The sequence below is a fragment of the Microvirga rosea genome, from assembly GCF_020595095.1.
Lineage (GTDB): Bacteria > Pseudomonadota > Alphaproteobacteria > Rhizobiales > Beijerinckiaceae > Microvirga > Microvirga rosea.
In genome coordinates, this window is sequence record NZ_JAJDOP010000002.1 from 473,486 (window position 1) to 494,977 (window position 21,492).

Below are 21,492 nucleotides of genomic sequence, written 5' to 3' on the forward strand. Positions count from 1 at the left end.
GGATCATCATGTCACAGATGAATGCCGATCCCGCGAGCGGGGTTGTGCCCGCGGTCCGCTCCGGGGATGCCGATGTCTGGAAGCTCGCGGTTGCGCAAGCGCTCGGTGGGGCCAACTCCGCTGTCGTCTACGCCACCGGTGCCATCGTCGGCAACATGCTTGCTCCCAGCAAGGCGCTTGCGACGCTGCCAATCTCGATATTCGTGGTCGGCATGGCCGTCTGTACGCTGCCGGCCGGGGCGATTGCCCGGCGTCATGGCCGCCGCGCTGCATTCCTGACGGGAACGGGATCCGGCGTGCTTGTCGGGTTGTTGGCTTCCCTTGCGGTCGTGCGGGGCTCGTTCTGGCTGTTCTGTGCGGCGATGTTCCTTGGAGGAGCGTATGCAGCTGTGGTGCTCTCGTTCCGGTTCGCCGCCGCCGACTGTGTCCCGGCAGCGCGTCGTCCGCGCGCTTTGTCCACGGTCATGGCGGGCGGGGTATTCGCGGGCGTGATCGGTCCCCAGCTTGTCACCTACACCATGGACCTGTGGCAGCCCCACCTGTTTGCTGCGACTTATCTGGCGCAGGCTATGGTCGCCTTCCTGTCTGCCCTGATCCTGCTCGGCGTTCATGTTCCGATGCCGACGGCGGCGGAGGTGGCGGGCGGCCGTCCGCTCGGGGCCATCGCGCGCCAGCCCCGCTTCATCACCGCCGTGATCTGCGGCGTCGTTTCCTACACGCTGATGAACTTCATCATGACGGCCGCTCCCTTGGCGATGCGCCTGTGCGGTCTGTCGCAGGAATCGTCCAACCTCGGCCTGCAATGGCACATCGTCGCGATGTACGCCCCAGGCTTCTTCACAGGGTGGCTGATCACACGCTTTGGCGCACCGCGCGTCGTGGCCGCCGGCTTGGCCCTGACCGCCGCCTCCGCCGCCATCGGGCTGACGGGAATCGATGTCGCGCATTTCTGGCTGACCCTGATTCTGCTCGGCGTCGGCTGGAATTTCGGCTTCGTCGGCGCCTCGGCCCTCGTGCTGGAGTGCTATCGTCCCGAAGAGCGGACTCGGGTGCAGTCGCTCAACGACTTCCTGGTGTTCGGGACGATGGCCGTGGGCTCGTTCTCGTCTGGCAGCCTGCTCACCACCTACGGCTGGAACACGGTCCTGTGGATCTCGTTCCTCCCGCTCCTGATCGCCGGCGCTGCGCTCTCCTGGAAGGCAAAGACGCATGCACCGCCCGCTAAACAGGGGCCGTGAGGAGCGCGGATCCGGATCAAGGACGCACGGCTGCCGCACCCGGACATTCTCCGGATGCCCGCCTCTTCCATTCATCAGTGCAGTAATCTTCGATACGCACCGGCGCGGGCCCTTCTACTCGCCGATCCGCTGGCCTCCTCGACGTCCGACACCGGATCTCGGACGGGTGACGCGTCTGCGTGTTGCGCCCTTCAGGAGCTTGCGGAAAGTTGGGCATTCGAGATGCGACGGAGCTGGACATTCGGCCACGTGCCGAAGGGCATCCCGCAGCACCCGCAGGTCGAGCATCTGCCGCTGCAAATCATCTGCCTTGGCGTGCAACTGATCCCGGGGAATGTCGGGCCGACCGTCCTTGCCGAGCATACCCGCGATCTCGGTGAGGGAGAAGCCGGCCGTCTTCCCGAGTTCGATCAGGGACAGCTTCAGGAGAACGTCGGCATCGAATTGCCGCCGCAGGCCATGCCGGCTGATCGAGCGGATCAAGCCGATTTCCTCATAGTAGCGCAGTGTCGAGGGCGGCACTCCCGACAGTTCAGCGACCTCTCCGATATCCATCATTCTCATGCTTGACCTCAAGTCGACTTGAAGTCGTACCGTGTCTCGAATCGTCACTTCGGGCAAGAGGCACGTCATGACCGTCACTACGATCCGAAGACAGCCGCAGGTCTGGCAAGACCCGCGAGCGATCGCGCTGCTGATGGCAGCGTCCCTCACGACCATGGCCAATGCCACGATCAGTCCGGCACTCCCCGGGCTCGAGCGCCAGTTCGGCGAAGACCCCAATGCCGGGATGCTGGTGCGCCTGCTGGTGCCCGCACCCTCACTCAGCGTCGCGCTCTTCGCGCCATTCGCCGGCCTCGTCGCCGATCGGTACGGTCGGCGTCGGATGCTCCTCGCCGGGGCCATTCTCTTCGTGATCGCCGGATGCGCGGGGTTGTTCCTTCCCGACCTCCCAACCATCTTCGCCAGCCGCCTGGTATTGGGACTAGCCGTCGCCCTCATCATGACGGCGCAGACCGCGCTCATCGGCGACTACTTCACCGGAGGCGACCGGAGCGCGTTGTCAGGACTTCAAATATCAGCCCGGAATTTCGGGGGACTTGTGTTCATCTCGCTCGCCGGATGGTTCGCGGCGATCTCGCCGCGTCTGCCCTTCGCAATCTATGGAATTGCCGCGCTCTTCCTGCCGTTGATGTGGAAGGTCATTGTCGATCCGCAACGGACCTCCCCTGCTCCCCAGTCCAGGCCGGCGGACAGTTCCTCCGATCCTTCGTCATGGGGCTTCATCTTCGCGCTGCTCGTGCTTCTTCAAGCCGCCACCAACACGATCTTTTTCGTCATGCCGACGCAGTTGTCGTTCTTCTTCAAAGCGGCAGGCTACAACAGCCCGGTGATGACGGGCTCGGCACTCGGCATTCTGATGCTCTCTGGGGGCGGCCTCGCGCTGCTGTACGGCCGGATCCAGCGGGCCATCGGCTATGTGGGGATCTTCGCTCTGGGCTATGGTGCGATGGCGCTTGGATTCGTCTTGCTGGCCCTTGCCGCAACACCGCCGGCATGGTTCGCAGGGGCCGCGGCCATCGGTGCAGGCTATGCCTTGGTCTCGCCGAGCTTCGTGACCCTTGCACTAGGGCTTGCTCCGCCCCGGCGAAGGGGAGTGGCGGGCGGCGTCCTTACGGCCTCCGTGTTCATCGGCCAGTTCTGTTCGCCCCTCCTGAGCACACCGTTGATCGCGGCGTACGGTTACGAGAGACTGTTCCAGGTCACCTCATCGCTTGCCGCCGCGATGGCCATTGCGGCGGCCTTGAAGGCCTGCGCGAGCGGAGCAAGAGCCTTCTCCCGGCCGGACCCCTAGGGAATGACGCCTCTTGGCACAAAGCGGACTTACAGCTTCGTGCTCACAAGCAAAAGAGCCGCACGGCGTCACAGGCGTGACGGGGCTCCAAGGGCAGAGATGTGTCGGAAAGTGTCACAAACCAGATGACCCACGATCAACCACGCTGCGTCCAGAGCCGTGAAGGCGCTGAACACCGCTCCCAGATAGGTCATCGCGCTCTGCGTCTAACGAACGACGCTTCGCCGTCCGTGCCCCAGAAGGAGCCGATGGGCAAGGCGAGCCGCGACGCGCGCCGTCTGGTCGTCCCGATCCAGAACCGGGTTCAATTCGGCGATGTCGGCGAGCGCGAGCTTGCCGGAGGATATGACGTCGCCGACCAGGTCCTCGATGATCTCAAGCGCCACGCCGCTCGCGGCCGGCGCCGACACCCCGGGCGCGACTGACGCGGGCAGCACGTCGAGATCGATCGACAGGTAGACCTTGTCCGCCGCAGTCAGTTTCTGCGTCAGGTCCGCGCGCAAGGCTGTGCTTTCGCTTTGCCGCATCTCCTCGTCGAGACGATACTCGACTCCGAGCTGATCGGCCCGCTCGAACAGCGCCGTAGTGTTGGAAAGCTCGCTGATACCGAGACAAAGATAATTGAACGCGGCGCCATGCGCTGAGCAGAACTCGGAGATCTGCCGGAATGGTGTGCCAGAGTTCGGAACCGGCGCGAGGCGCAGGTCGAAATGCGCATCGAGATTGATCACGAGGATCTTTGTCGTGGCAAGCCGACCGCCCAGATGTTTCGCCAAGCCCAGGAAGCTGCCATAGGCGACCTCGTGCCCGCCGCCGAGAATAACCGGGCGCATATCCCGGTCGAGCAGGGCCGCGACAGCCCCGGCGAGTCGCTCCTGTGCGGCCGAAAGGTCTCCATCCGTGCAGGCAACGTCGCCGGCGTCATGGATCTCGACAGGGTGATGCACCGGCAACCGTTCCAGGACACGGCGAATGGCGGCCGGCCCCTGGGCGGCGCCGACGCGGCCGAAATTGCGGCGCACGCCTTCATCACTGGCAAAACCGATGAGAGCGGGCCCGCCCTGGGTCTCAGAGGGGAGCGGACGCATCAAATCCTTGACGCGGAAGACAGGCCCGACTTCGCCCTGGTCGCTCGGCAGACCCGCCGGCGACACGTCAGATTCCTTGAAATTCATGAGATCTCAGTCCCGCGAGATGACGGCCTGCAGGAACGAACGCGTGCGAGGGTTCTGCGGGGCGCTGAACACCTGCTCGGGCGATCCGGCCTCGATGATCTGCCCGGCATCCATGACCATCACCACGTCGGCGACCTCGCGGGCGAAACCCATCTCGTGTGTCACGACGATCATCGTCATGCCTTCCCGCGCGAGGGTCTTCATCACCTGCAAGACCTCGCCCACGAGTTCGGGATCCAGAGCCGAGGTCGGCTCGTCGAACAGCATGACGCGCGGCTGCATGGCGAGTGCGCGGGCGATCGCCACCCGTTGCTTCTGTCCACCCGAGAGCGTCGCCGGATAGGCAGCCGCCTTTTGGGCCAGACCGACCTTGGCGAGAAGCTCATGAGCCAGAACATCAGCCTGGCTCTTCGACATCTTGCGCAGCTGGCGGGGTCCGACCGTGACATTTTCCAGGACGGTCAGGTGCGGGAACAGATTGAAGGACTGGAACACCATGCCGACCTGCATGCGCAGGGCGTTGAGTTCCCGGTCGGAGATAAGCTGGCCGTTCTTGACCAGATCCGCTCCGCAGATCGTAATCGATCCTTCCTGGGGCACTTCCAGCGCATTGCAGCAGCGTAGGAGCGTGCTCTTTCCCGAGCCCGATGGACCGATGATGACGACGACCTGCGATGGTTGGACGGACAGCGTTACGTCGTTCAGCACGCGGTGCGTGCCGAAGCTCTTTCCGATATCGCGGACCTCCACGATCGGCTTTGCGATAGCGCTCATTGCACGACTCCCCCGGCGCGAAGGCGCGTTTCCATGTGGCGCAGCAGAAGGCCGGTCAGGCTGGTGAGGATCAGGTAGACGAAAGCGATGGCCAGATAGACCTCGAGGGAGCGGTACGAGACAGAAATGATCTTCTGCCCCTCATGCATGAGGTCGGCAATGGTCAAAAGCGAGACGAGCGCGGAGTTCTTGATGAGTGCGATGAACTCGTTGCCGAGCGGCGGGATCATGCGAACCACCGCCTGCGGCAGGATGATGATGCGCATCGCTTGCCGGTAGGACATGCCGAGTGAGCGCGCGGCCTCCATCTGGCCGCGGTCGACCGATTGAATGGCGCCCCGGACGATTTCCGACACATAGGCGCCCGAGTAGATCCCGAGTCCCAACACGCCGCAAACGAACGCGGGCAGCAGGATGTTGAATTGCGGCAGACCGAAGAACAGCAGGAACAGCTGAACCAGAAGAGGCGTGCCCCGGATGAAGGTAACGTAACCCGTCGCAAGGCCATAAATCAGCCTCTTGCTCGGATCGAGCCGGGCGATACCGACGAGGAGGCCGAGCACGCAGCCGAGCAGGAGCGAAGCAGCCGTTATCTCAATGGTGACGACGGCGCCATGCACCAGCTGAGGCCAGCCCTGCCAAACGGGAGTGAAATCTAAAGTCATCCGGGACACGCTTGATAATGATGAGGGGGATTAGTTGCCGGCCTCGAACCATTTCTGGACGAGCTTGTCGTAGGTGCCGTCGGCCTTGACCTGAGCGAGGGCGCCGTTCAGCGCTTTCGTCAGCTCAGGCATGTCCTTGCGCACCGCCATGCCGTATTCCTCGACTGTGAGCTGCTTGTCGATCACCTTCACGCCCGGACGGCTCTGGGCGAAGAGCTTTGCGGCCGGCTTCCCGGTCACCGCAGCGTCGACGCGGCCGATCTCCACCAGACTGAACATCTCCTGGTTCTTCTCGACTTCGACACGCTCCACCTTCGGGAACTTCTCCTGCAAATAGGCGACCGACTTGGTGCCGACCTGAACGGATACCTTCTTGCCTTCGAGATCGTCAGGTCCCTTGATCGTGGTGTTGTCCTTCTTCACGAGCATCACGAGACCGCCCGGATAGTAGGCGTCGGTGAAGTCGACGACTTTCTTGCGCTCGTCGGTGATGTAGATGGCGGAAACGGCCATGTCGAAGCGATTGGCAAGCATGCCGGGAATGAGGCCCTTGAAGTCGATCGAGGTCCACTCGACCTTCTTGCCCATCTTCTGGGCCACGGCCTCGACGAGCTCGATGTCGAAGCCCGTCAGCTTGCCGTCCTTCTGGAATTCGAACGGCATGAAAGTGGCGTCGGTCGCAACGCGCAGCGTGTCAGGTGTTTGTGCCTGCGCGACGCTTACACAGGCCAGTGCTCCGACGAGGCCGAGAGCGAGTTTACGAAGTAACGTCATGTGGTACCCCTCTGTTGTTGACGTTCAGACTTGGTGGAGACGCAGCGAGATGGCCTTCGCCGCCTCGATGGTTTGCTGCACGAGCTCGTCGCGCCGATCGCCGACACGCGTGCTCGGAATCATGAGGCTGATGCTGCCTTCGAGGCGTTCGCCCGGGGAAAAGATCGGCGCGCTTGCGCCCCAGACGCCGGGATCAACCTCGCCTTCGCTCTCCGCATAACCGCTCGCGCGAATTGCCTTCAGCTCCGCGAGGAGAGCCGATCGCGCATCAGGGCTCTCGCCGAGAAGCCGGTCGCAGACTTCGTCCTGCACCGATTGAGGCAGGAAGGCCAGCAAAGCCTTCGCCGAAGCGCCGTGGCTCAGGGGTTGCGAGCGCCCCTTGCTGTACGAGCAGCGTAGGGACAGCGGGCTTTCGATCATTTCGACGCAATAGACTTCGGTTCCGAGCGCCTTCATCAGGCCGACGCTCTCCTGCGTGCGCAGGGACAGGCGCTGCATTTCGGGCAGCGCCAATGCCAGAACATGCGAGGTCCGATCGAAATTCTGCGCGATCCGCATGCAAACCGGGCCCGGGCCGTAACCGATATCGCGCCCGAGATCGACGATAAAGCCGGCTTCTTTCAACGAGGTGAGATGCCGATAGGCGCTCGACAGCGGAATGCCGGCGAGTTCGCTGACCCGCTTTGCCGACAACGGCTCTTTGGCGGTCGCGACCGTCTCCAGGACATCCAAAACCCGTTCGGCACCCGACATTCAAGCCCTCAAATTCTCATATAGTGAGAGTCTTATTTCCATCATATGAGAAAAACAAGCCTATTAGTTCGTCGTATGACGGGGACACCCGATGACGGGGCGATCCGGGCTTGGATGGAAAATCCCTTCCGTTCGAGTAGCCCGCAGCATGGTGCTCCTCTCCTGCCAGAAACTGTCAGCAGGCAGGGCCTATAGAGATCCGTCAGGCAAAGGAGGATCGAACGTGTACGTCATCATGGGAGGCACCGGGCATATCGGCTCGGCGACGGCAACCGAACTGCTGAAACGCGGCGAGGCCGTGGCGATTGTGACTCGCCATGCGGCAGGCGCCGCCGACTGGCGCGCAAGAGGCGCGGAGGTCATTGAAGCCGATATTGAGGACGTGCCTTCCTTGCGCTTCGCACTTCAGCGTGGAAAGCGCGCTTTGCTGCTCAATCCACCGGCCGACACGACCAAGGACACGGATACCGTTGAAAGACATACGGTCGCGAATATTCTCGCGGCGCTCGACGGTTCGGAATTGGAGAAGGTCGTTGCCGTGTCCACCGGCGGCGCGCAACCCGGCATCCGGATCGGCGACCTCAACGTCCTTTGGGAACTCGAAGAGGGGCTACGCCGGCAGAAAATCCCGTCAGCGATCAATCGGGGCGCCTACTACATGAACAACTGGGACGGTTTCCTCGATGTCGTTCGACGCGACGGCGTTCTGCCGACCATGTTCCCGGCGGATCTCGAAATCCCGATGGTCGCGCCTCGTGACTTGGGCCGAGCAGCCGCCGAGAGGCTTCTCTCATCGGTGGAGGACGCCGGCATTCGTCACATCGAAGGCCCTGAACGGTATTCGCCGGCTGACGTGGCAGAGGCATTTTCGCATGCACTGGGCCGGCCCGTGGAACTATCCATCGTTCCGAGAGAAAAATGGAAAGACACATTCCTTCAGCTGGGCTTCTCGGATGCAGCCGCGACGTCTTACACACGAATGACGGAAGTGAGCGTCGATAGCGGCTTCGACCTCGGGGATGCCCCGTGGCAAGGCTCGACGTCTCTCACGACTTACATTCACGAGCTCGTGGCCAGGTCCGCGCCTCGTCAACCCTGATCCCCAATCCTGTGCAGCACTGCCGTACTCTGCTACCTCCTGCCCTCTCTTGGTGAAACAGGAGCGGATTAGAGAAGTTGGGCAACACTCAATGCGCTGCCGCTCAGAGGAGCATTCAGCGGTGGACGGCTGCGTCGTTGCGCGAGCGGGATGACCGGCGTTCGACACAAGGCGCGCTCCTGTCTGGCCTCATGATCCCCTCGTTCACGAACTCCATACGCGCAAGGATCCAATGCTCCGGAAACCCGACCGGTGGGCGCAAACGAGCTCGGAATCGCGCTCGTAGCCGACGAGGGGCAGGCCCGGAAATTTTTGAGCAGCCTTTGCGATAAGGCCCTGTCGCACCGCTTGGGAATCATTGCTGCGGGCAAAGACGTTGGAGAGCCCGACGACTTCCGCTCCCCGATTGAGGATCCCTCCCCCAACAACTGTGTCATCGGATAAGACCGAGACGAAAACGATTCCGGGATCGGAAAGGAGGCTGGGCTTGAAGATGCGCCGCTCGTCATGTTCAGGAACAGCCATGCCGCCTCCGCTCCATGCCTGTTCCCAGGCCATGAGCTCCGGCTCTGTTCCGATCTCTTGCCATCGACAGCCTCGCCGACCCGTTTCCTCCTCTGCGGCAAGCGGATCGCAGCTGATCCATTCCGCGTCGAAGACAGGGCTGAGGCCGCACACGCTCAGATCGATGCAGTTGAAACTGTCCTTGACGGCGGCCGGTCGTCCCTGGGACCGCAATTGCGTAAGCAGCTCCATCAGGGCGCTGACCTGACGGGAAGCGGCCTGAGGACCTGCCAGCGTCACCGCATGAGGATAGTAAGGTGGCGTTCTTCCGTGATTGAGCCAAAGTGCGTCGCGGAATTCGCCTGGGTAACCATGGGCACGACAAACGGCATCGCACCACAGAGCATTGTTGCGAGCAGCACGCTCAACGATATTATGCGTCATATCGTTAGAATAACGTCCTATGATATTTGACTCAATGGGCGTTATCCCAACACCGAACGATGTGTGAGCGTGAGATGAAAAAGGCTTCAGAATACCGGCAGCACGCCGCGGAATGTCGAAAGCTGGCGGAGACCATGCCGACAGGCGACCAGCGTGAACAACTGCTCGCCATGGCCGAGACCTGGGACAAACTGGCGAGAGAAAGGGAGGCCCTCAATCGGGTGCAGGCCATGCCCGATTTGGCCAGGAAAAAGATCGAGGGCTCGAACGAACCCTGAGGGCAGACGTACATCCGGGACTGGCGCAAGATATGACGCATGTCTCATATGTTCCAGACTATCGGCCGCAAGGGGCTTTCGGGAAAATCGCGATTTTCGTCAGGCGCAAGACCAGACGGATTCACCAGCCGACTACCCCCTTTGGCGTACTCTCTTCGGCACATTGCGAATCGCTGAATCGCCCCATTACAAGTAGTTCGTCGACTTTAGTTCCGTCGAGCAATCATAAATAGAATAATCAGATCAACAACAAACCAAGTCGACAAATTTCATAGAGATGAATACGGGGGCTATAAAGTGGAAGTTAACACCGAACGCGTAGCGATGGCATTCTATTACGCGGAATTCGAGTCGAATGCTTGGGACCAGGCACCAGAGGCCGTAAAGTCCGAACTGAGACGATGCGCCCAAGAGGCGATTGACTTGCTCGAAAGCAACCGGGATTCCGGTTTTGATTTCGATATGGATCTGTTCGATACGGATCGGGAGGCAGCGTAGACCTCAGGTCTCGCGGACGAATTTTCGACAGGCTGTCGGCATCGGAAACGCAGGTTAGGGCCGTCCGCGCGGATAGGCGCTGACCTGCATTTCGAAATCCGAAAGCCGGGGTCCTTTCGCGGCTTTGCGACCCGCATGACTCATGGAACTGCCAGTAAAGATAATGATCGCACGGGCGCATCGATGTGCTTGCGTGCGAAGTGACCCGACATCAAGCACGACCGTCCCATGACGTGGATGGCCAACCGCCATTCCTTGCCGTCACCGAATGCAACCGCCGCCACGCTGACAGGTAGATGCCGGGCCGTTTCGATGCGGCACGAAACTACGCGTGGTGGTATTTCATCTGCGACCTGAGAAGCTCGGCAATCGCCGTTTCCTGGGTGGGCTTTTGCACCCACGGCACGCCCTTGAGAACATCGGGGATCTTGGTGGGAGGCGGCATCGCGGAATAGATCATGAAGGGAATGTCGCGAGCTTTCAGCTTGCGGGCGATAGGCAGACAAGGACCATCCCGCAGCATGAAGTCGAGCAAGGCGATGTTCGGCTGATTACGATTAAGCCAGGCAAGCGCCAGTTGATTATCGGGAAACGAGGTCACGACCCCGAACCCGGCTTCATCGAGAGAAATCTCAAGAGCGAAACCGATGAGAGATTGATCCTCTGCTATCAGGCAAAGGGGACGCGACAACATGAGCAACCCGCAAGCCCATCAGTAGATTCAGGTGCCCTGTCAAACCGACAACAAAGGGTTGGTTCCAACAGGACACTCTGAAGCGAAGAGGACAAACCCGCTTCAGATACTGAAACTATCACTCCAGGTGCTTGGTCACATTAACAATTATTGAGCTTGGCGGTCCAACCGATGCGTATTTTCGACGCGTCGCAGAATATAAGACGGCCGCTTTCGCAGCAATTCCTGAGAGCGGCCCGGCTTTGAACCGGGCCGCCTTTCAGAAGAAGGATATGATTATTCCTTCCAGCGTCCTTCGTACTTGAACTCAGGAACCGTGCTGAGCTGCTCCTTCGTGGCATTGATCGTGCCGACCCACTTTTTGTCGCTGTCGTTGTAAGACACTTTGACCATGCCCGGATCGACGACGATGTTGCGGTCACCCACGCCCAGGAAGCCGCCAACGGACAACACGTAGCCGACGACCTTGCCCTGACTGATCACAACATCCTCAATCTCGCCGACCTTTTCGTTGGCGGTGTTGCGGATGTCGAGATCGTCAAGCTGACCGCTCATGATCGCGTCCTGAGGGATCTGAACCTTCGCCGTCGGCGCCGTGGAGCCCGTGGCGCTGGGCTGGCTGGTCTGAGCAAAGGCAGCGCCCATCAAGGCAGTAGTCGCGGCGATCGTGAGGAAAAGCTTACGCATGATGTTCTCCTTGTTAAGGTTGCCCTCCAAGAACGGTTTCCTACCGCCAAGGTTCCAGACGAATGCTCTCATGCCGCATACATCCGTTGTCGCGACGCACGAAAGGCACGCGACTTCATAGGAGTTGCCCTCAACCAGCAACCGCCAAGCTTATCCCATGTTATTGCGGCAGCAGGTGGTGCCGTATTTGCTCACAGACAATCGCATCAAATGGGGGGCGACACGTGCCGGTTGAGACCTCGATTGAGAAGCAGATGCTGTCCGCCATCCCTCACCTCAGGGCTTTTGCGGTGTCACTCACCGGCGATCTCGACAGAGCCGACGATCTTGTTCAGGGAGCGGTTCTGACGGGGATCGAGAAGATCGATCAGTTTCAGCCTGGGACCAACCTTCAAGCCTGGCTTTTCACCATTCTCCGGAACCAGTTTCGAACGGATTATCGTAAGCGCAAACGCGAAGTCGAGGATCCGAATGGCGCTTGGGCCGAGAAGTCGTTTACAGGACCGGCGCAGGAATCTCGCCTTGACTTCGAGGACATGCTTGAAGCCTTGAGCCGGCTGTCCGTGGAACAACGCGAGGCGGTTTGGCTCGTGGCTGCGGAAGGAATGTCCTACGAAGAAGCAGCCCGCGTATGCCAAACGAATATCGGCACGATCAAAAGCCGCATCAATCGGGCCCGTGCCAATCTTGCGAAGAACCTGGGCATCGATGACGACGAGGATCTCGGTCCCACCAGGATGATCCGTGCGACCGCCATGATGGAAACATTCTTCTAGCGGGATCGGGGCGCCTGGCTTTTCCGGAACAATGGCTCGGTCGCTCGGTTGGACGGACAGCAAACCACACCTGATGCCTATCACCGACCGGAGATTGCCCTATGGCCCAGGACCGCCCACTCGCCATCGTCACAGGCGCTTCCACCGGAATCGGCTACGAGCTTGCGAAATGCTGTGCCGAGAATGGCTTTGATCTAGTGATTGCGGCCGACGAGTCTCGGATAAGGAACGCGGCGGACGACTTGCGAAAGCTCGGGGCTCATGTGGAAGCCGTGGAAGCCGATCTGTCGACGATCGAGGGTGTCGACAAGCTTTATGACGCCACGACAGCATTGAACCGTCCTGTCGATGCACTCCTCGCCAATGCCGGACGCGGATTGGGCAAGGGCTTCTTCGATCAGGACTTCAACGAGGTCCGGCACGTCATCGATACCAACGTCACCGGGACCCTTTACCTTATCCAGAAGGTCGGGCGCGACATGCGGGCCCGGAACACCGGACGAATTCTCATCACGGGTTCGATCGCCGGCTTCATGCCCGGAAGTTTCCAGGCTGCCTATAACGGTAGCAAGGCATTTCTCGATTCCTTCTCGTTCGCGCTTCGCAATGAGCTGAAGGACACGAACATCACGGTGACCTGCCTCATGCCCGGCGCCACCGAGACCGAGTTCTTCGAAAGGGCGGACATGATGGACACCCGGGTAGGTCAGTCCAGCAAGGACGACCCGGCGGACGTGGCCAAGACCGGTTTCAAAGCCATGATGAAGGGTGAAGGAGACGTGGTCACCGGCCTGAAGAACAAGATTCAGACAGCCATCGCGTCCGTCACGCCTGCCGGCATCCTGGCAGAGCAGCACCGCAAGATGGCCGAGCCGGGGTCCGGCCAGAAATGAGAAGGCCTCAACTTTCCTTCAGGTGAAGGTAGCTCGGGTTGAATTCGGCAACCTGCCACAGGGCTTTCAGATCCGGGATGCGGAGCGCGCCGCCCCGCAGGACGATCAGTCCGTGGCCTCTCAGGTCTTGAAGAACGCGGTTCACATGGACCGTCGATAATCCCAGCGCATCGCCCAATTCGTTCTGGGTTACGGGAAGCTCGTAACCGTCCTCTTTTCCGAGTCCGATCATTTTCAGGCGGACCTGGAGTTCGCATAGGAGGTGCGCCACGCGCTGATAGGCGGTCCGACGCCCGATACCGACCATCCATTCCCGGAGCATGGCCCCATCGATAAGGGTTTCCCGCCACAGAATATCCGCCAAGCGCGGATGGCGGCGAAGCATTTTGCGCAGACTCTCGTGAGGGATCATGGCGACGCTGGCTGTCACGAGCGTGCCGATGCTGTTGTCCATCACATGGAGATGAAGGCTCTGCAGATCCGGAATATCGCCCGGGATGTAAAACCCCATGATTTGCCGTCTTCCGTCAGGCAAGAGCTTGTAGCGGCAGACGAAGCCATTGACGATCAGGCAGCAATCGGAAGGGCGGTCCTTTTCGCGCACCACATCCGTATCGGCCTCGAAGACCTTGACGGTGAGGGGCAAGGCCAGAATGGCTTGCTTCTCCTCGTCGGACAGATCGGCAATTCCCTCAAGCCTTCGGATCAAGGGATGCTGGTCGGCCTGTCCATAGAAGGCGAAATTCATCCCGTGTCTCCAAACCTGCGGCGATATTGCGTCGCAAGTCGCAGAAGCAAGCCCCGATTCTAAGATTCAGCGGCTCTTAGGAGGCGCTCTTAGCCCTACCGGAAGAATGGGCGGGATCTTTTGCTCTTTCCTTAAACTCGAAACGGATTGTCACTCCCGCGGATCGGCATCACACGCCGATGATCCGGTTGCCGCAGGATTTCTTCCTTAAGGCAGGATACGCCAGTGCCATGAACCTTTGAACTTACGACCTCGCCTTTGAATTAGCGACCTTGCGGCCTCGGGGGCATCTCGATCGTCACGAGCTCACCGGTCTTGGGATCGAGGATCGTCATGGCTTACTCCTGTACACTGGTGATCGGACAACGCCCGAACCCTCCTGAAGATCATTCCCTCCTATTTCCATGGTAAGCAATTCGTTACTGGACCGGTCCCTCCAGGCACTGGCGGCGCGGTGATGCGGACCTTAAAGGGACCGATGGCAACGCAAGTTGACTTGTCCCGTCCATTCACCTGAGAGACGAATTCATGAATACTGCTGACTTGAAGACCGTTTGGGCCCCTCGCCTGCTGAGCATCCTGCGGATTGTCGCGGCCCTTATCTTCATGGCTCACGGAACCCAAAAGCTCCTCGGCTTTCCCGCCTCGCCCAATCCCGGACCGGCGGCCATGAGCCTTCCGTGGATCGCAGGAATTCTCGAACTGATCGGCGGAGCCCTGCTCACCCTTGGGCTGTTTACGCGCCCGGTGGCTTTCATCCTGTCCGGCCAGATGGCCGTCGCATACTGGATGGCCCATGCGCCGCGCAGCTTCTTCCCGACCTTGAACGGCGGCGACGCGGCGATCCTCTACTGCTTCGTCTTCCTGTACCTCGTGGCGGCGGGCGGCGGCCTGTGGAGCCTCGACCACCTGCGCCAGCAGAAAACCGCCTGACCGGCCGATCGTGGGAGGGGGCCGAGCGACCTCCTCCCATCCCGGCCCGTCAGGGTTGGCGAAAGCCGCGCTCTTTCAGGCGCCGCTCACGCTCATCTTCCAGCTCCACGTCGGTGCGGGTTCCAGCCGGCTCGTCGAGCGGGTTGGGCATCATGTCGGTGGTCAGGCCGGTCGTGGTTGACGCTGCGGCGCCGATCGGAGGAGCGCTTCCGTCCCAGCCTTCGGCCCGCCAGGCGTTCTGGCGTTCCTCGATATCGACGCGGCCCTCGTCGTCCAGAATATCGATGATCCGGCCCATCTCCACATCGTCGATTCGCACCGTCACCAGAGCGCCGCCCCGACGGATGCCCTCGGCATAGACGTGCGCCTCTTCCTCATTGACGCCGGCATCCACCAGGACCCCGGCAAGGCCGCCCATTGCCGCGCCTGCTCCCGCACCCACAAGGGTCGAAACCAGCCACCCGGCGGCTACAACCGGCCCGAGACCTGGAATTGCCAGCATTCCCAAGCCTGCAAGGAGTCCAGCACCGCCGCCCGCGAGCGTGCCGATCGTCGCTCCAGTGCCGGTCGCATCGCTCTTGTCCTCGTCCGTGTCGTAGGAACGGGAGGCGTGCTGTGAATAGGTGTCGTTCGTGTTGTTCGCGACAAGGCTGATATCCCCGTGAGGAACGCCCGCAGCCTCGAGGCGGGACACGGCGCGCGCGGCTCCGTCGTAATTATCGTAGAAGGCGGTGATCGTGTTCTGGGCCATCATAACTCTCCTTGAATACGGCATTCAGTCGGCTGCCCGTGGGACGCACCCAGACGGCGCTACTTCGATGCGACGTTGCCGCGAAAATCGAGCATGACCTCGACGCCCTGGCCGTTGCGCTGCGCCTTGGCATGCCAAATGCCCTGATCGTCCTTCCGAAGCTCGGATACATCGGTGAAGCCCTGCGCCTCGATCCGTGAACGGGCCTGCCCCTCGGTAAAGCTGTTTGCGCCGGGAGCCAGGGCCCCCGTGCTCTCAGGGCTGCCCTTCGGCTTGATGTTGATGGCTGGATTGGTCGTCACCGAACCGGAGCCAGAGTTGGTTTGCGCAACAGCCGCAGTGCTCAGCAGGCTGGCTGCCGCAACGGCAAGGAGAAGGCGCATGGAACGGACCTTTCTGTTGAGTTTCCATGAGCCTAATGTGCGACCGGTTCGAGGGTTCCGTTCCTTACGGTCACGGTCCGGGGATCGTGACCGGTCGGGTCGGCCGCTCCGGCATGTGCGTTTGTGTGCCGCCTTTTCTTCAAGCTCCGCGGCAGGTACATAGGAGAACACCAAAAGCGCTGCATCAAGGCGTCATAGGGGCAATTTCGATGCGTCACATCCATCTCGACAATGGCCTGCGCCTGAGGTTTCCAGGGCGTGGGGAGGATTTCGACCAGGGGGTCGAGATCGGCATGCTCGCGGTCCTGATGGATTCGCAGCAGCGCGAATTCACCCGGCGCATCGCCTCCGCGAACGTCGATCAGGTCCGGGCGATCGCGAAGCAGATGGGCTATCATGTCGTCGAGGACCAGGCGGATGGCGAGTTCGTCGACCTGATCTTCCGGCACAGCACGGCTCGTCCCCAACTCAAGCTCGTCCATTCGGCCGGCTAGACGAACCCCTCACGAAAAAAGCCGCCCGAAGGCGGCTTTTCGTCGTCCGATCTCCCGGATCCGGGAACTCAGCCCCGGCGGGTGACGGTCCAGGCGGCCTGCATCAACGCGGCGGCCAGCAAGGTCTTCACGACGGTCGCGGCCACGAAGGGAGCGGCACCGACGGTCCAGGCCTTCGCAAAGGGCATGATGGCGGAGAGCCAGCCAAGGCCGACCGCGAAAATCACCGCATGGCCGATGGTCATCATGACGAGGACACGCGCCAGGGAGCGGTCCCATCCCCGCTCGGCCATGGCGCCCATCACCAGAGCGGCAGCCAGGAAGCCGAACAGGAAGCCGCCGGTGGGGCTCAGGAAGTAGCCAAGGCCCGCCGGCATGGGGGGCGTGTTGGCGAAAACCGGCATGCCCATGGCCCCTTCCGCAAGATAAAGAGCCACCGTCGCGCCGCCGAGACGCCAGCCGTAGGAGGCTCCGATCAGCAGCACCACCATGGTCTGGAGCGTCATGGGAACGTAAGGCAGCGGCACTTGGACTTTTGCCGAGAGCGTGAGGAGCGCCGTGCCGACAACCATCAGCACGAGCGCGCGAAGGGCCGCGAAGCGGGCATCGTCGCGGGACGGCCAGAGCAGGCTGACGAGGGTGGACGGCGAGGCCAGGGATGTAGCGCCAGTCGACATCAAGAGATCTCCAGATCCTATTCCGCCGTTCGCAGGCGGTTCCAAACGCCTTATAGGTGGGTCGAGCGAACGTCTCAAGCCGCCCAGCCGCTTGCCCCCAACCGGGCGGAGAGAACCAAGACAAAACCATGGCCGATGACCTGACCTTCGACACCACGCCCCCCGCCGCTTCCGACCAGTGTGTGCGCCTGAGCCCGCTGGTCCGGCGAATCGTCGCCGACAATCCCGGTCCGATCACCTTCACGGGCACCTGCAGCTATGTGGTGGGCGAAGGGCGGGTCGCCATCATCGATCCGGGTCCGGACTTGCCTGGACACGTGGAGGCTCTGCTCGATGCGGTTCGCGGCGAGACGGTCACCCACGTGCTTGTCACCCACACGCACCGGGACCATTCGCCTGCCGCGCGGGCCATCGTAGCGGCGACCGGAGCACGTCTTGTCGGATGCGGCCCTCATCGCAGTGCGCGGCCGCTCGGGGCCGAAGAAGTAAACTTTCTGGAGGCGAGTTCCGACAAGGATTACGCACCGGACGAGGAGATGCGGGACGGTGATCAGGTCTCAGGCAGCGGCTGGAGCCTGACGGCGGTCGAAACGCCGGGCCACATGGCCAACCACCTCGCCTTCTTTCTTCCGGAGGAAAACGTGCTGTTCTCCGGGGACCACGTCATGGCGTGGTCGACAACCGTCATCGCCCCGCCGGACGGCTCCATGAGCGATTTCATGGCCTCCCTGGAGAAGCTTCGAGGCCGCGGCGAGCATCTTTACTGGCCCGGTCATGGCGGCCCGGTCCGCGACCCTCAGCGATTCGTGCGCGCCCTCGCCCACCATCGCCGGCAGCGCGAAGTCTCGATCCTCAACCGGCTGGCTGCCGGTGACCGGACCATACCGGCTATCGTGGCCGCGATTTACCAGGGATTGAAACCTGCCCTCGTGGGTGCCGCGGGTCTCTCGGTGTTCGCCCATTTGGAAGATCTGGTCGCCAGAGGCGAGGTCGAAACCGAAGGACTTCCGTCCCTCGACGGAGAGTATCGTCTCGGCGGAGGAACTTAATCGAGAGCAAGGGCCAGATTGGAAGCCTCGTCCAGGAAAGCCCGAATACGGGCGGCGTTGGCCCCCAGATCATGCTGTCCCATCCGCGAGGCGGAACGGATGTCGATCCGGGTCCCGTCGGCCCGTGGCCTGATGCGCACCGTCACGTCATCGGGAAGCTTGAGGAGAAAGCTGTAGGCAACCGCCTCCAGGCGCCCGGCGCCCATCCTGCCTCCGGGGGGCACGGTCTCGATGATCTTCCAGCCCAAACGCTCGGCGGCCTTCTTGACGACCTCGAACGCCTCTTCCGGACCGACATCGAGCGTCAGCGGCGCGATGCGGGTATAAGCCTGGCGTTGCGCCTCCCGCACCGCGGGGGACATATCGGGGGGAACGCGGCCTGCCCTGGCGTCCAGGGCAGCGCGCGAGCGGGAGAAGGTCGGCGGATCTTCCGTGTCGGTGGTGACGTCGGTGATCGGCGGCAACGTTGCGGCCTTCACGGCCATCAAGGCCGGATAGGCGAGCACCAGCGCGGCGATCACAAGCCCTCGGATCGCAGAGCCGAGCCCCCTAAGTCCCTCCTGCCAGATACGCAAGAAGGCCATGAACGAGAAGGCGACCGCCAGAAGAGCCACGACGATGCCGGCCCCCAAGGCGACGAACCCCGGCTCGTAGTCGATACGCCCGAACCGGATAAGTCCGGCCGCCATGGCCGAAACGGCCAGGGCGAACCACGCCGCCGTGGGAGACCACTTGGCGGGGCGGGAATAGGGTTCCTCGATAATGAGATGGCGCATCAGGACGTCTTACAAATCTCTTTGAGCGCGCGCCACTCCTGATTGGTCAGAAGCGGCGCACCCTGCTCCCTTGGAACAAGTCGCTCAAGAACCTTGAGCCGCTCATCGGTGACCGGGTGGGTGGAGAGAAATGCCGGGAGCTTGCTTTCGTTCCCCTCGATCCGCTTGAGGAGATGCGCCATCGCGGCGGACGAGCGCCCGAGATCGGTCATCGTCTGCCCCGCGAACGCATCAGCGGCCCGCTCCGCATCGCGCGAATAGGCATTATCCACGAGCATGCGGCTCATGAACACAAGGGCCCCGCTGCCGGTCACGTCGCCGAAGAGCAATCCGAACAGATAGGAACTCCCGCCTGTCTGGATCAGCTTGCGGAGGCTGTCCCGATGGTGAGCATGTCCCATCTCGTGCGCCAGCACGCCGGCGATCTCGTCGGGCGCCTCGGCCTTTTCCAGCAGGGCGCGAAAAAGGTAGATCTTGCCGCCGGGAAGCGTGATCGCATTCGGCACTCTCGAATCCAGAACCTGAATGTCGATTTCCTCGGCGGCAGGATTGCTGCTCCGCAGCCGCGCGGTCAGCGATGCGAGAGCCGCCGAGCCCTGCGGGTCCGAGCAGATCTTGTCGCCGACGATCAACCGGATCTGATTGTCGACCGCCTGGCCGAGGCGCTTCTCCCAGGATGCGGGCACCAAAGGCGTCATCCGCTCCGCGACGACCGGCACGAGAAACAGGACGCACAGGACGATCGAGGCGGCGGCCGCCGCCGACCAGAGGACGATACGGCCGATCTTTTCCTTCGGATTGCTCGCATGGAGCCTTGGACATGCGGCTTGAACGGCGGATTGCAGCGCCCCGTCGAAGATGTCGAGGCGCGCCAGACCGGGCTCGTCCTGGAGAACGAGGCGCAAGACTCCCTCCGGCGCGTCGGCGCGCCGGACCTTGCCGACCGGCCATGAGGCGATCCATTGGCCGGCTTCCTCGACATCGAGACTCGACGACGTGATTCTGATCGAAACGGCTCTACGACGCGCGCTTAGTCCATCGTAGAAAATAGCCGCATCCGCCATCCGTCACCCTCTCCGCAAACCCATGCGTTCCGTATGCGATTGTCGTTTCGCCCGAGCGCCCATCACGCAGAAGGCGGATGGAAAGCCCTTATCTCACGCAAGAGCCTTGCGCCAAACGTGATGCCCGGTGACCTGCTTACAAGCCGACATTGAAGTCGAGAGCATCCGCGAGACCTTCGCCCAGAACGCCCGACGGTTGCCCGGCGGCGACGGCCGCGTCGAGCGCCGGAAGATTGGCGACTGACACGGAGTTGACCATGACGGCCCAAAGGCCGCGCCCGATGAAATACCGCTGAATGACGCCGAGGCCGAGGAGCAGGACGAGATACAAAAGCGCCGCAACAACAACGACCGTGGCGATGCCCGGCATGCTCTCCCGCACCAACTCACTGTCGTGTGTAAAGACGGTGTTGAACTCCACGAGCAGAGGCAGAATCTGTTGCTTGAAAATGAATCCCACGAGAGCGATGCCCAGACCGAAGCAGATCATAAATGCCAGGGAGGAGAAGATCAGCTTGAGGAATACGCCGACGAACGCGCGCTTGCGCAGCTGACTCGACACGGTGACCTCGCCGAAACGGATTCCCTCCAGTTGCCAGCGGGCAAAGATCGCCATGGCGATCGGCCAAAGGGCCAGAAAAGCGAGAAGGATGATGAACGGGGGTGTGAGATTTGCCCATAGTCCCGCGGGATCTCCTTGCTTGTGCAGAAAGGCAGCAAACCCCACGGGAAGTCCGACGACCAATACGATTCCGAGCGCCCAAACCCACACGCCGCGCTTGAACAACGTCCAGCCGGATCCGGTGAAGTCCCCCTGCAGCGTGCCGAAAAAGGTGTGGCGCATCCGATAGCGTTCGAGGGACGCGGATGCCCATGGCAGCGCGAGGCCGAGTGTCAGGATCGTCGCGAGGTCCCACAGGATGGCCCGGCCGGCATAGGCCCAGCCTTTCCCGGTCATCCAGAAGCGCATACCCCGGAAAATCGTCCGCGTCGCACGATAGCGGCGCGCCCGGTAGGATCCGAAATGGGCCAGCACATACATGACGATGACCAGCGGAATGCTGGCGAGAGCATGTTTCTCCTCGAGCATCAGGCCGAGGATGAAATACGCCAGATAGAGAGGGGTCAGAACCGCCAGGGCGATAAAGAACCCGATCAGCAATTCCTTGGCCGTGCCCGCATACTCGAACGCCTCCCCGGCCACCTGGGTGTTCGACCAGAGATGGCGGCGCATCTTCGTGATGAGCCAGAAGCGATAGAACCCGAAGGTCGGGATCTGGAACAGACTGCCGGCGATCAGGATCTTCAGGAATTCACGCCCTCTGCCGGAGAAAGACATGGGTACGGCCTCGGGTACCGCCGGTCCGATGGTTGAAGCCAGAGAAGTCGTCATGAAGTCCGATCCTTGGGTGAAGACGAAGCAACTTTATAGCGGTTTATTGCTATGGAAAACCGCATAAGCTAAGCCGCAGGCGAGCCATTCACAGCCTTCCGGGATCCCGGTGGGATG

At 61.7% G+C, this 21,492-nt stretch carries 25 protein-coding genes; 9 read left to right on the forward strand and 16 right to left on the reverse strand.

Features of this window, described 5'->3' with window-relative positions; genetic code table 11:
* Positions 1-8: 8 nt before the first annotated feature.
* The gene (locus LJD17_RS06610) at positions 9-1,238 is read left to right on the forward strand and encodes an MFS transporter (protein WP_227383357.1); all 1,230 of its coding nucleotides are present in this window, start codon (positions 9-11) and stop codon (positions 1,236-1,238) included.
* 114 nt (positions 1,239-1,352) lie between these two features.
* Here the strand turns inward: LJD17_RS06610 and LJD17_RS06615 are convergent, their stop codons facing one another.
* Positions 1,353-1,802 carry a helix-turn-helix domain-containing protein gene (locus tag LJD17_RS06615; RefSeq protein WP_227383358.1) on the reverse strand — a complete coding sequence of 150 codons (450 nt, stop codon included), beginning with the start codon at positions 1,800-1,802 and terminating at the stop codon, positions 1,353-1,355.
* A gap of 67 nt (positions 1,803-1,869) precedes the next feature.
* On the opposite strand from LJD17_RS06615, the gene LJD17_RS06620 reads away from it, so the two are divergent.
* Entirely contained in the window at positions 1,870-3,093 is a 1,224-nt protein-coding gene (locus LJD17_RS06620; RefSeq protein ID WP_227383359.1) for an MFS transporter, read from the forward strand.
* A 206-nt stretch (positions 3,094-3,299) separates the two neighbouring features.
* On the opposite strand, the gene hutG is transcribed toward LJD17_RS06620, so the two are convergent.
* The 5 genes from hutG to LJD17_RS06645 are packed head-to-tail and all read right to left on the reverse strand — an operon-like array spanning position 3,300 to position 7,234.
* Positions 3,300-4,268 (reverse strand): formimidoylglutamase, encoded by a 969-nt coding sequence (gene hutG, locus LJD17_RS06625; RefSeq protein WP_227383360.1) that lies wholly within the window; start codon positions 4,266-4,268, stop codon positions 3,300-3,302.
* A gap of 6 nt (positions 4,269-4,274) precedes the next feature.
* The gene (locus LJD17_RS06630; RefSeq protein ID WP_227383361.1) at positions 4,275-5,042 is read right to left on the reverse strand and encodes an amino acid ABC transporter ATP-binding protein; all 768 of its coding nucleotides are present in this window, start codon (positions 5,040-5,042) and stop codon (positions 4,275-4,277) included.
* On the reverse strand, positions 5,039-5,707 hold the full coding sequence (locus tag LJD17_RS06635) for an amino acid ABC transporter permease (RefSeq protein WP_227383362.1): 669 nt from the start codon (positions 5,705-5,707) through the stop codon (positions 5,039-5,041). Before LJD17_RS06635 ends, LJD17_RS06630 begins: the two co-directional genes overlap by 4 nt.
* 30 nt (positions 5,708-5,737) lie before the next feature.
* Positions 5,738-6,481: a glutamine ABC transporter substrate-binding protein gene (locus tag LJD17_RS06640; RefSeq protein ID WP_227383363.1), complete on the reverse strand. Its 744-nt coding sequence runs from the start codon at positions 6,479-6,481 to the stop codon at positions 5,738-5,740.
* Positions 6,482-6,505: 24 nt separating this feature from the next.
* A complete protein-coding gene (locus LJD17_RS06645; RefSeq protein ID WP_227383364.1) occupies positions 6,506-7,234 on the reverse strand; it encodes an IclR family transcriptional regulator in 729 nt (242 codons plus the stop codon).
* 223 nt (positions 7,235-7,457) lie between these two features.
* Between LJD17_RS06645 and LJD17_RS06650 the strand changes: the two genes are divergently transcribed.
* Positions 7,458-8,333, forward strand: coding sequence for an NmrA family NAD(P)-binding protein (locus LJD17_RS06650; RefSeq protein ID WP_227383365.1), 876 nt, complete (start codon positions 7,458-7,460; stop codon positions 8,331-8,333).
* Positions 8,334-8,537: 204 nt separating this feature from the next.
* Here LJD17_RS06650 and LJD17_RS06655 read toward each other — a convergent pair whose 3' ends face one another.
* Complete coding sequence (locus LJD17_RS06655) at positions 8,538-9,281, reverse strand: hypothetical protein (RefSeq protein WP_227383366.1); 744 nt, start codon at positions 9,279-9,281, stop codon at positions 8,538-8,540.
* A gap of 74 nt (positions 9,282-9,355) precedes the next feature.
* Between LJD17_RS06655 and LJD17_RS06660 the strand changes: the two genes are divergently transcribed.
* Positions 9,356-9,559, forward strand: coding sequence for a hypothetical protein (locus LJD17_RS06660; protein WP_227383367.1), 204 nt, complete (start codon positions 9,356-9,358; stop codon positions 9,557-9,559).
* Positions 9,560-10,382: 823 nt separating this feature from the next.
* Here LJD17_RS06660 and LJD17_RS06665 read toward each other — a convergent pair.
* Together LJD17_RS06665 and LJD17_RS06670 are read right to left on the reverse strand one after the other, a co-directional pair.
* Positions 10,383-10,751 (reverse strand): response regulator, encoded by a 369-nt coding sequence (locus LJD17_RS06665; protein ID WP_227383368.1) that lies wholly within the window; start codon positions 10,749-10,751, stop codon positions 10,383-10,385.
* Between the two features lie 276 nt (positions 10,752-11,027).
* A complete protein-coding gene (locus LJD17_RS06670) occupies positions 11,028-11,438 on the reverse strand; it encodes a PRC-barrel domain-containing protein (RefSeq protein WP_227383369.1) in 411 nt (136 codons plus the stop codon).
* Between the two features lie 224 nt (positions 11,439-11,662).
* Between LJD17_RS06670 and LJD17_RS06675 the strand changes: the two genes are divergently transcribed.
* Together LJD17_RS06675 and LJD17_RS06680 are read left to right on the forward strand one after the other, a co-directional pair.
* Positions 11,663-12,214, forward strand: coding sequence for a sigma-70 family RNA polymerase sigma factor (locus tag LJD17_RS06675; protein WP_227383370.1), 552 nt, complete (start codon positions 11,663-11,665; stop codon positions 12,212-12,214).
* A 101-nt stretch (positions 12,215-12,315) separates the two neighbouring features.
* Positions 12,316-13,107, forward strand: coding sequence for an SDR family NAD(P)-dependent oxidoreductase (locus LJD17_RS06680; protein ID WP_227383371.1), 792 nt, complete (start codon positions 12,316-12,318; stop codon positions 13,105-13,107).
* 7 nt (positions 13,108-13,114) lie between these two features.
* Here the strand turns inward: LJD17_RS06680 and LJD17_RS06685 are convergent, their stop codons facing one another.
* Positions 13,115-13,855, reverse strand: coding sequence for a Crp/Fnr family transcriptional regulator (locus LJD17_RS06685; protein WP_227383372.1), 741 nt, complete (start codon positions 13,853-13,855; stop codon positions 13,115-13,117).
* Positions 13,856-14,383: 528 nt separating this feature from the next.
* Between LJD17_RS06685 and LJD17_RS06690 the strand changes: the two genes are divergently transcribed.
* Positions 14,384-14,788, forward strand: a complete 405-nt coding sequence (locus LJD17_RS06690; protein WP_227383373.1) for a DoxX family protein — start codon at positions 14,384-14,386, stop codon at positions 14,786-14,788.
* Between the two features lie 49 nt (positions 14,789-14,837).
* Here the strand turns inward: LJD17_RS06690 and LJD17_RS06695 are convergent, their stop codons facing one another.
* Together LJD17_RS06695 and LJD17_RS06700 are read right to left on the reverse strand one after the other, a co-directional pair.
* Positions 14,838-15,539: a hypothetical protein gene (locus tag LJD17_RS06695; RefSeq protein ID WP_227383374.1), complete on the reverse strand. Its 702-nt coding sequence runs from the start codon at positions 15,537-15,539 to the stop codon at positions 14,838-14,840.
* A gap of 59 nt (positions 15,540-15,598) precedes the next feature.
* Complete coding sequence (locus tag LJD17_RS06700) at positions 15,599-15,922, reverse strand: PepSY domain-containing protein (RefSeq protein WP_227383375.1); 324 nt, start codon at positions 15,920-15,922, stop codon at positions 15,599-15,601.
* Positions 15,923-16,131: 209 nt separating this feature from the next.
* On the opposite strand from LJD17_RS06700, the gene LJD17_RS06705 reads away from it, so the two are divergent.
* On the forward strand, positions 16,132-16,416 hold the full coding sequence (locus LJD17_RS06705; protein WP_227383376.1) for a hypothetical protein: 285 nt from the start codon (positions 16,132-16,134) through the stop codon (positions 16,414-16,416).
* 68 nt (positions 16,417-16,484) lie between these two features.
* On the opposite strand, the gene LJD17_RS06710 is transcribed toward LJD17_RS06705, so the two are convergent.
* Entirely contained in the window at positions 16,485-17,093 is a 609-nt protein-coding gene (locus tag LJD17_RS06710) for a biotin transporter BioY (RefSeq protein WP_227383377.1), read from the reverse strand.
* A gap of 128 nt (positions 17,094-17,221) precedes the next feature.
* Between LJD17_RS06710 and LJD17_RS06715 the strand changes: the two genes are divergently transcribed.
* Positions 17,222-18,142 carry an MBL fold metallo-hydrolase gene (locus LJD17_RS06715; RefSeq protein WP_227383378.1) on the forward strand — a complete coding sequence of 307 codons (921 nt, stop codon included), beginning with the start codon at positions 17,222-17,224 and terminating at the stop codon, positions 18,140-18,142.
* Here the strand turns inward: LJD17_RS06715 and LJD17_RS06720 are convergent.
* The 3 genes from LJD17_RS06720 to LJD17_RS06730 form a co-directional block, all read right to left on the reverse strand.
* On the reverse strand, positions 18,139-18,918 hold the full coding sequence (locus LJD17_RS06720; protein ID WP_227383379.1) for a DUF1499 domain-containing protein: 780 nt from the start codon (positions 18,916-18,918) through the stop codon (positions 18,139-18,141). The genes LJD17_RS06715 and LJD17_RS06720 overlap by 4 nt on opposite strands.
* Complete coding sequence (locus LJD17_RS06725; RefSeq protein ID WP_227383380.1) at positions 18,918-19,982, reverse strand: M48 family metallopeptidase; 1,065 nt, start codon at positions 19,980-19,982, stop codon at positions 18,918-18,920. Before LJD17_RS06725 ends, LJD17_RS06720 begins: the two co-directional genes overlap by 1 nt.
* A gap of 136 nt (positions 19,983-20,118) precedes the next feature.
* Positions 20,119-21,375 carry a DUF898 domain-containing protein gene (locus LJD17_RS06730; protein ID WP_227383381.1) on the reverse strand — a complete coding sequence of 419 codons (1,257 nt, stop codon included), beginning with the start codon at positions 21,373-21,375 and terminating at the stop codon, positions 20,119-20,121.
* Positions 21,376-21,492 lie beyond the last annotated feature (117 nt).

Bases quoted from the DNA above. Each gene is read 5' to 3' on its own strand.
- LJD17_RS06730 (WP_227383381.1), bottom strand. From the start codon at position 21,375: ATGACGACTTCTCTGGCTTCAACCATCGGACCGGCGGTACCCGAGGCC.
- LJD17_RS06695 (WP_227383374.1), bottom strand. From the start codon at position 15,539: ATGGCCCAGAACACGATCACCGCCTTCTACGATAATTACGACGGAGCC.
- LJD17_RS06645 (WP_227383364.1), bottom strand. From the start codon at position 7,234: ATGTCGGGTGCCGAACGGGTTTTGGATGTCCTGGAGACGGTCGCGACC.
- LJD17_RS06700 (WP_227383375.1), bottom strand. From the start codon at position 15,922: ATGCGCCTTCTCCTTGCCGTTGCGGCAGCCAGCCTGCTGAGCACTGCG.
- LJD17_RS06615 (WP_227383358.1), bottom strand. From the start codon at position 1,802: ATGAGAATGATGGATATCGGAGAGGTCGCTGAACTGTCGGGAGTGCCG.
- LJD17_RS06610 (WP_227383357.1), top strand. From the start codon at position 9: ATGTCACAGATGAATGCCGATCCCGCGAGCGGGGTTGTGCCCGCGGTC.
- LJD17_RS06655 (WP_227383366.1), bottom strand. From the start codon at position 9,281: ATGACGCATAATATCGTTGAGCGTGCTGCTCGCAACAATGCTCTGTGG.
- LJD17_RS06635 (WP_227383362.1), bottom strand. From the start codon at position 5,707: ATGACTTTAGATTTCACTCCCGTTTGGCAGGGCTGGCCTCAGCTGGTG.
- LJD17_RS06720 (WP_227383379.1), bottom strand. From the start codon at position 18,918: ATGCGCCATCTCATTATCGAGGAACCCTATTCCCGCCCCGCCAAGTGG.
- LJD17_RS06725 (WP_227383380.1), bottom strand. From the start codon at position 19,982: ATGGCGGATGCGGCTATTTTCTACGATGGACTAAGCGCGCGTCGTAGA.
- LJD17_RS06660 (WP_227383367.1), top strand. From the start codon at position 9,356: ATGAAAAAGGCTTCAGAATACCGGCAGCACGCCGCGGAATGTCGAAAG.
- LJD17_RS06690 (WP_227383373.1), top strand. From the start codon at position 14,384: ATGAATACTGCTGACTTGAAGACCGTTTGGGCCCCTCGCCTGCTGAGC.
- LJD17_RS06680 (WP_227383371.1), top strand. From the start codon at position 12,316: ATGGCCCAGGACCGCCCACTCGCCATCGTCACAGGCGCTTCCACCGGA.
- LJD17_RS06640 (WP_227383363.1), bottom strand. From the start codon at position 6,481: ATGACGTTACTTCGTAAACTCGCTCTCGGCCTCGTCGGAGCACTGGCC.
- LJD17_RS06715 (WP_227383378.1), top strand. From the start codon at position 17,222: ATGGCCGATGACCTGACCTTCGACACCACGCCCCCCGCCGCTTCCGAC.
- LJD17_RS06670 (WP_227383369.1), bottom strand. From the start codon at position 11,438: ATGCGTAAGCTTTTCCTCACGATCGCCGCGACTACTGCCTTGATGGGC.
- LJD17_RS06665 (WP_227383368.1), bottom strand. From the start codon at position 10,751: ATGTTGTCGCGTCCCCTTTGCCTGATAGCAGAGGATCAATCTCTCATC.
- LJD17_RS06710 (WP_227383377.1), bottom strand. From the start codon at position 17,093: ATGTCGACTGGCGCTACATCCCTGGCCTCGCCGTCCACCCTCGTCAGC.
- LJD17_RS06685 (WP_227383372.1), bottom strand. From the start codon at position 13,855: ATGAATTTCGCCTTCTATGGACAGGCCGACCAGCATCCCTTGATCCGA.
- LJD17_RS06630 (WP_227383361.1), bottom strand. From the start codon at position 5,042: ATGAGCGCTATCGCAAAGCCGATCGTGGAGGTCCGCGATATCGGAAAG.
- LJD17_RS06705 (WP_227383376.1), top strand. From the start codon at position 16,132: ATGCGTCACATCCATCTCGACAATGGCCTGCGCCTGAGGTTTCCAGGG.
- hutG (WP_227383360.1), bottom strand. From the start codon at position 4,268: ATGAATTTCAAGGAATCTGACGTGTCGCCGGCGGGTCTGCCGAGCGAC.
- LJD17_RS06620 (WP_227383359.1), top strand. From the start codon at position 1,870: ATGACCGTCACTACGATCCGAAGACAGCCGCAGGTCTGGCAAGACCCG.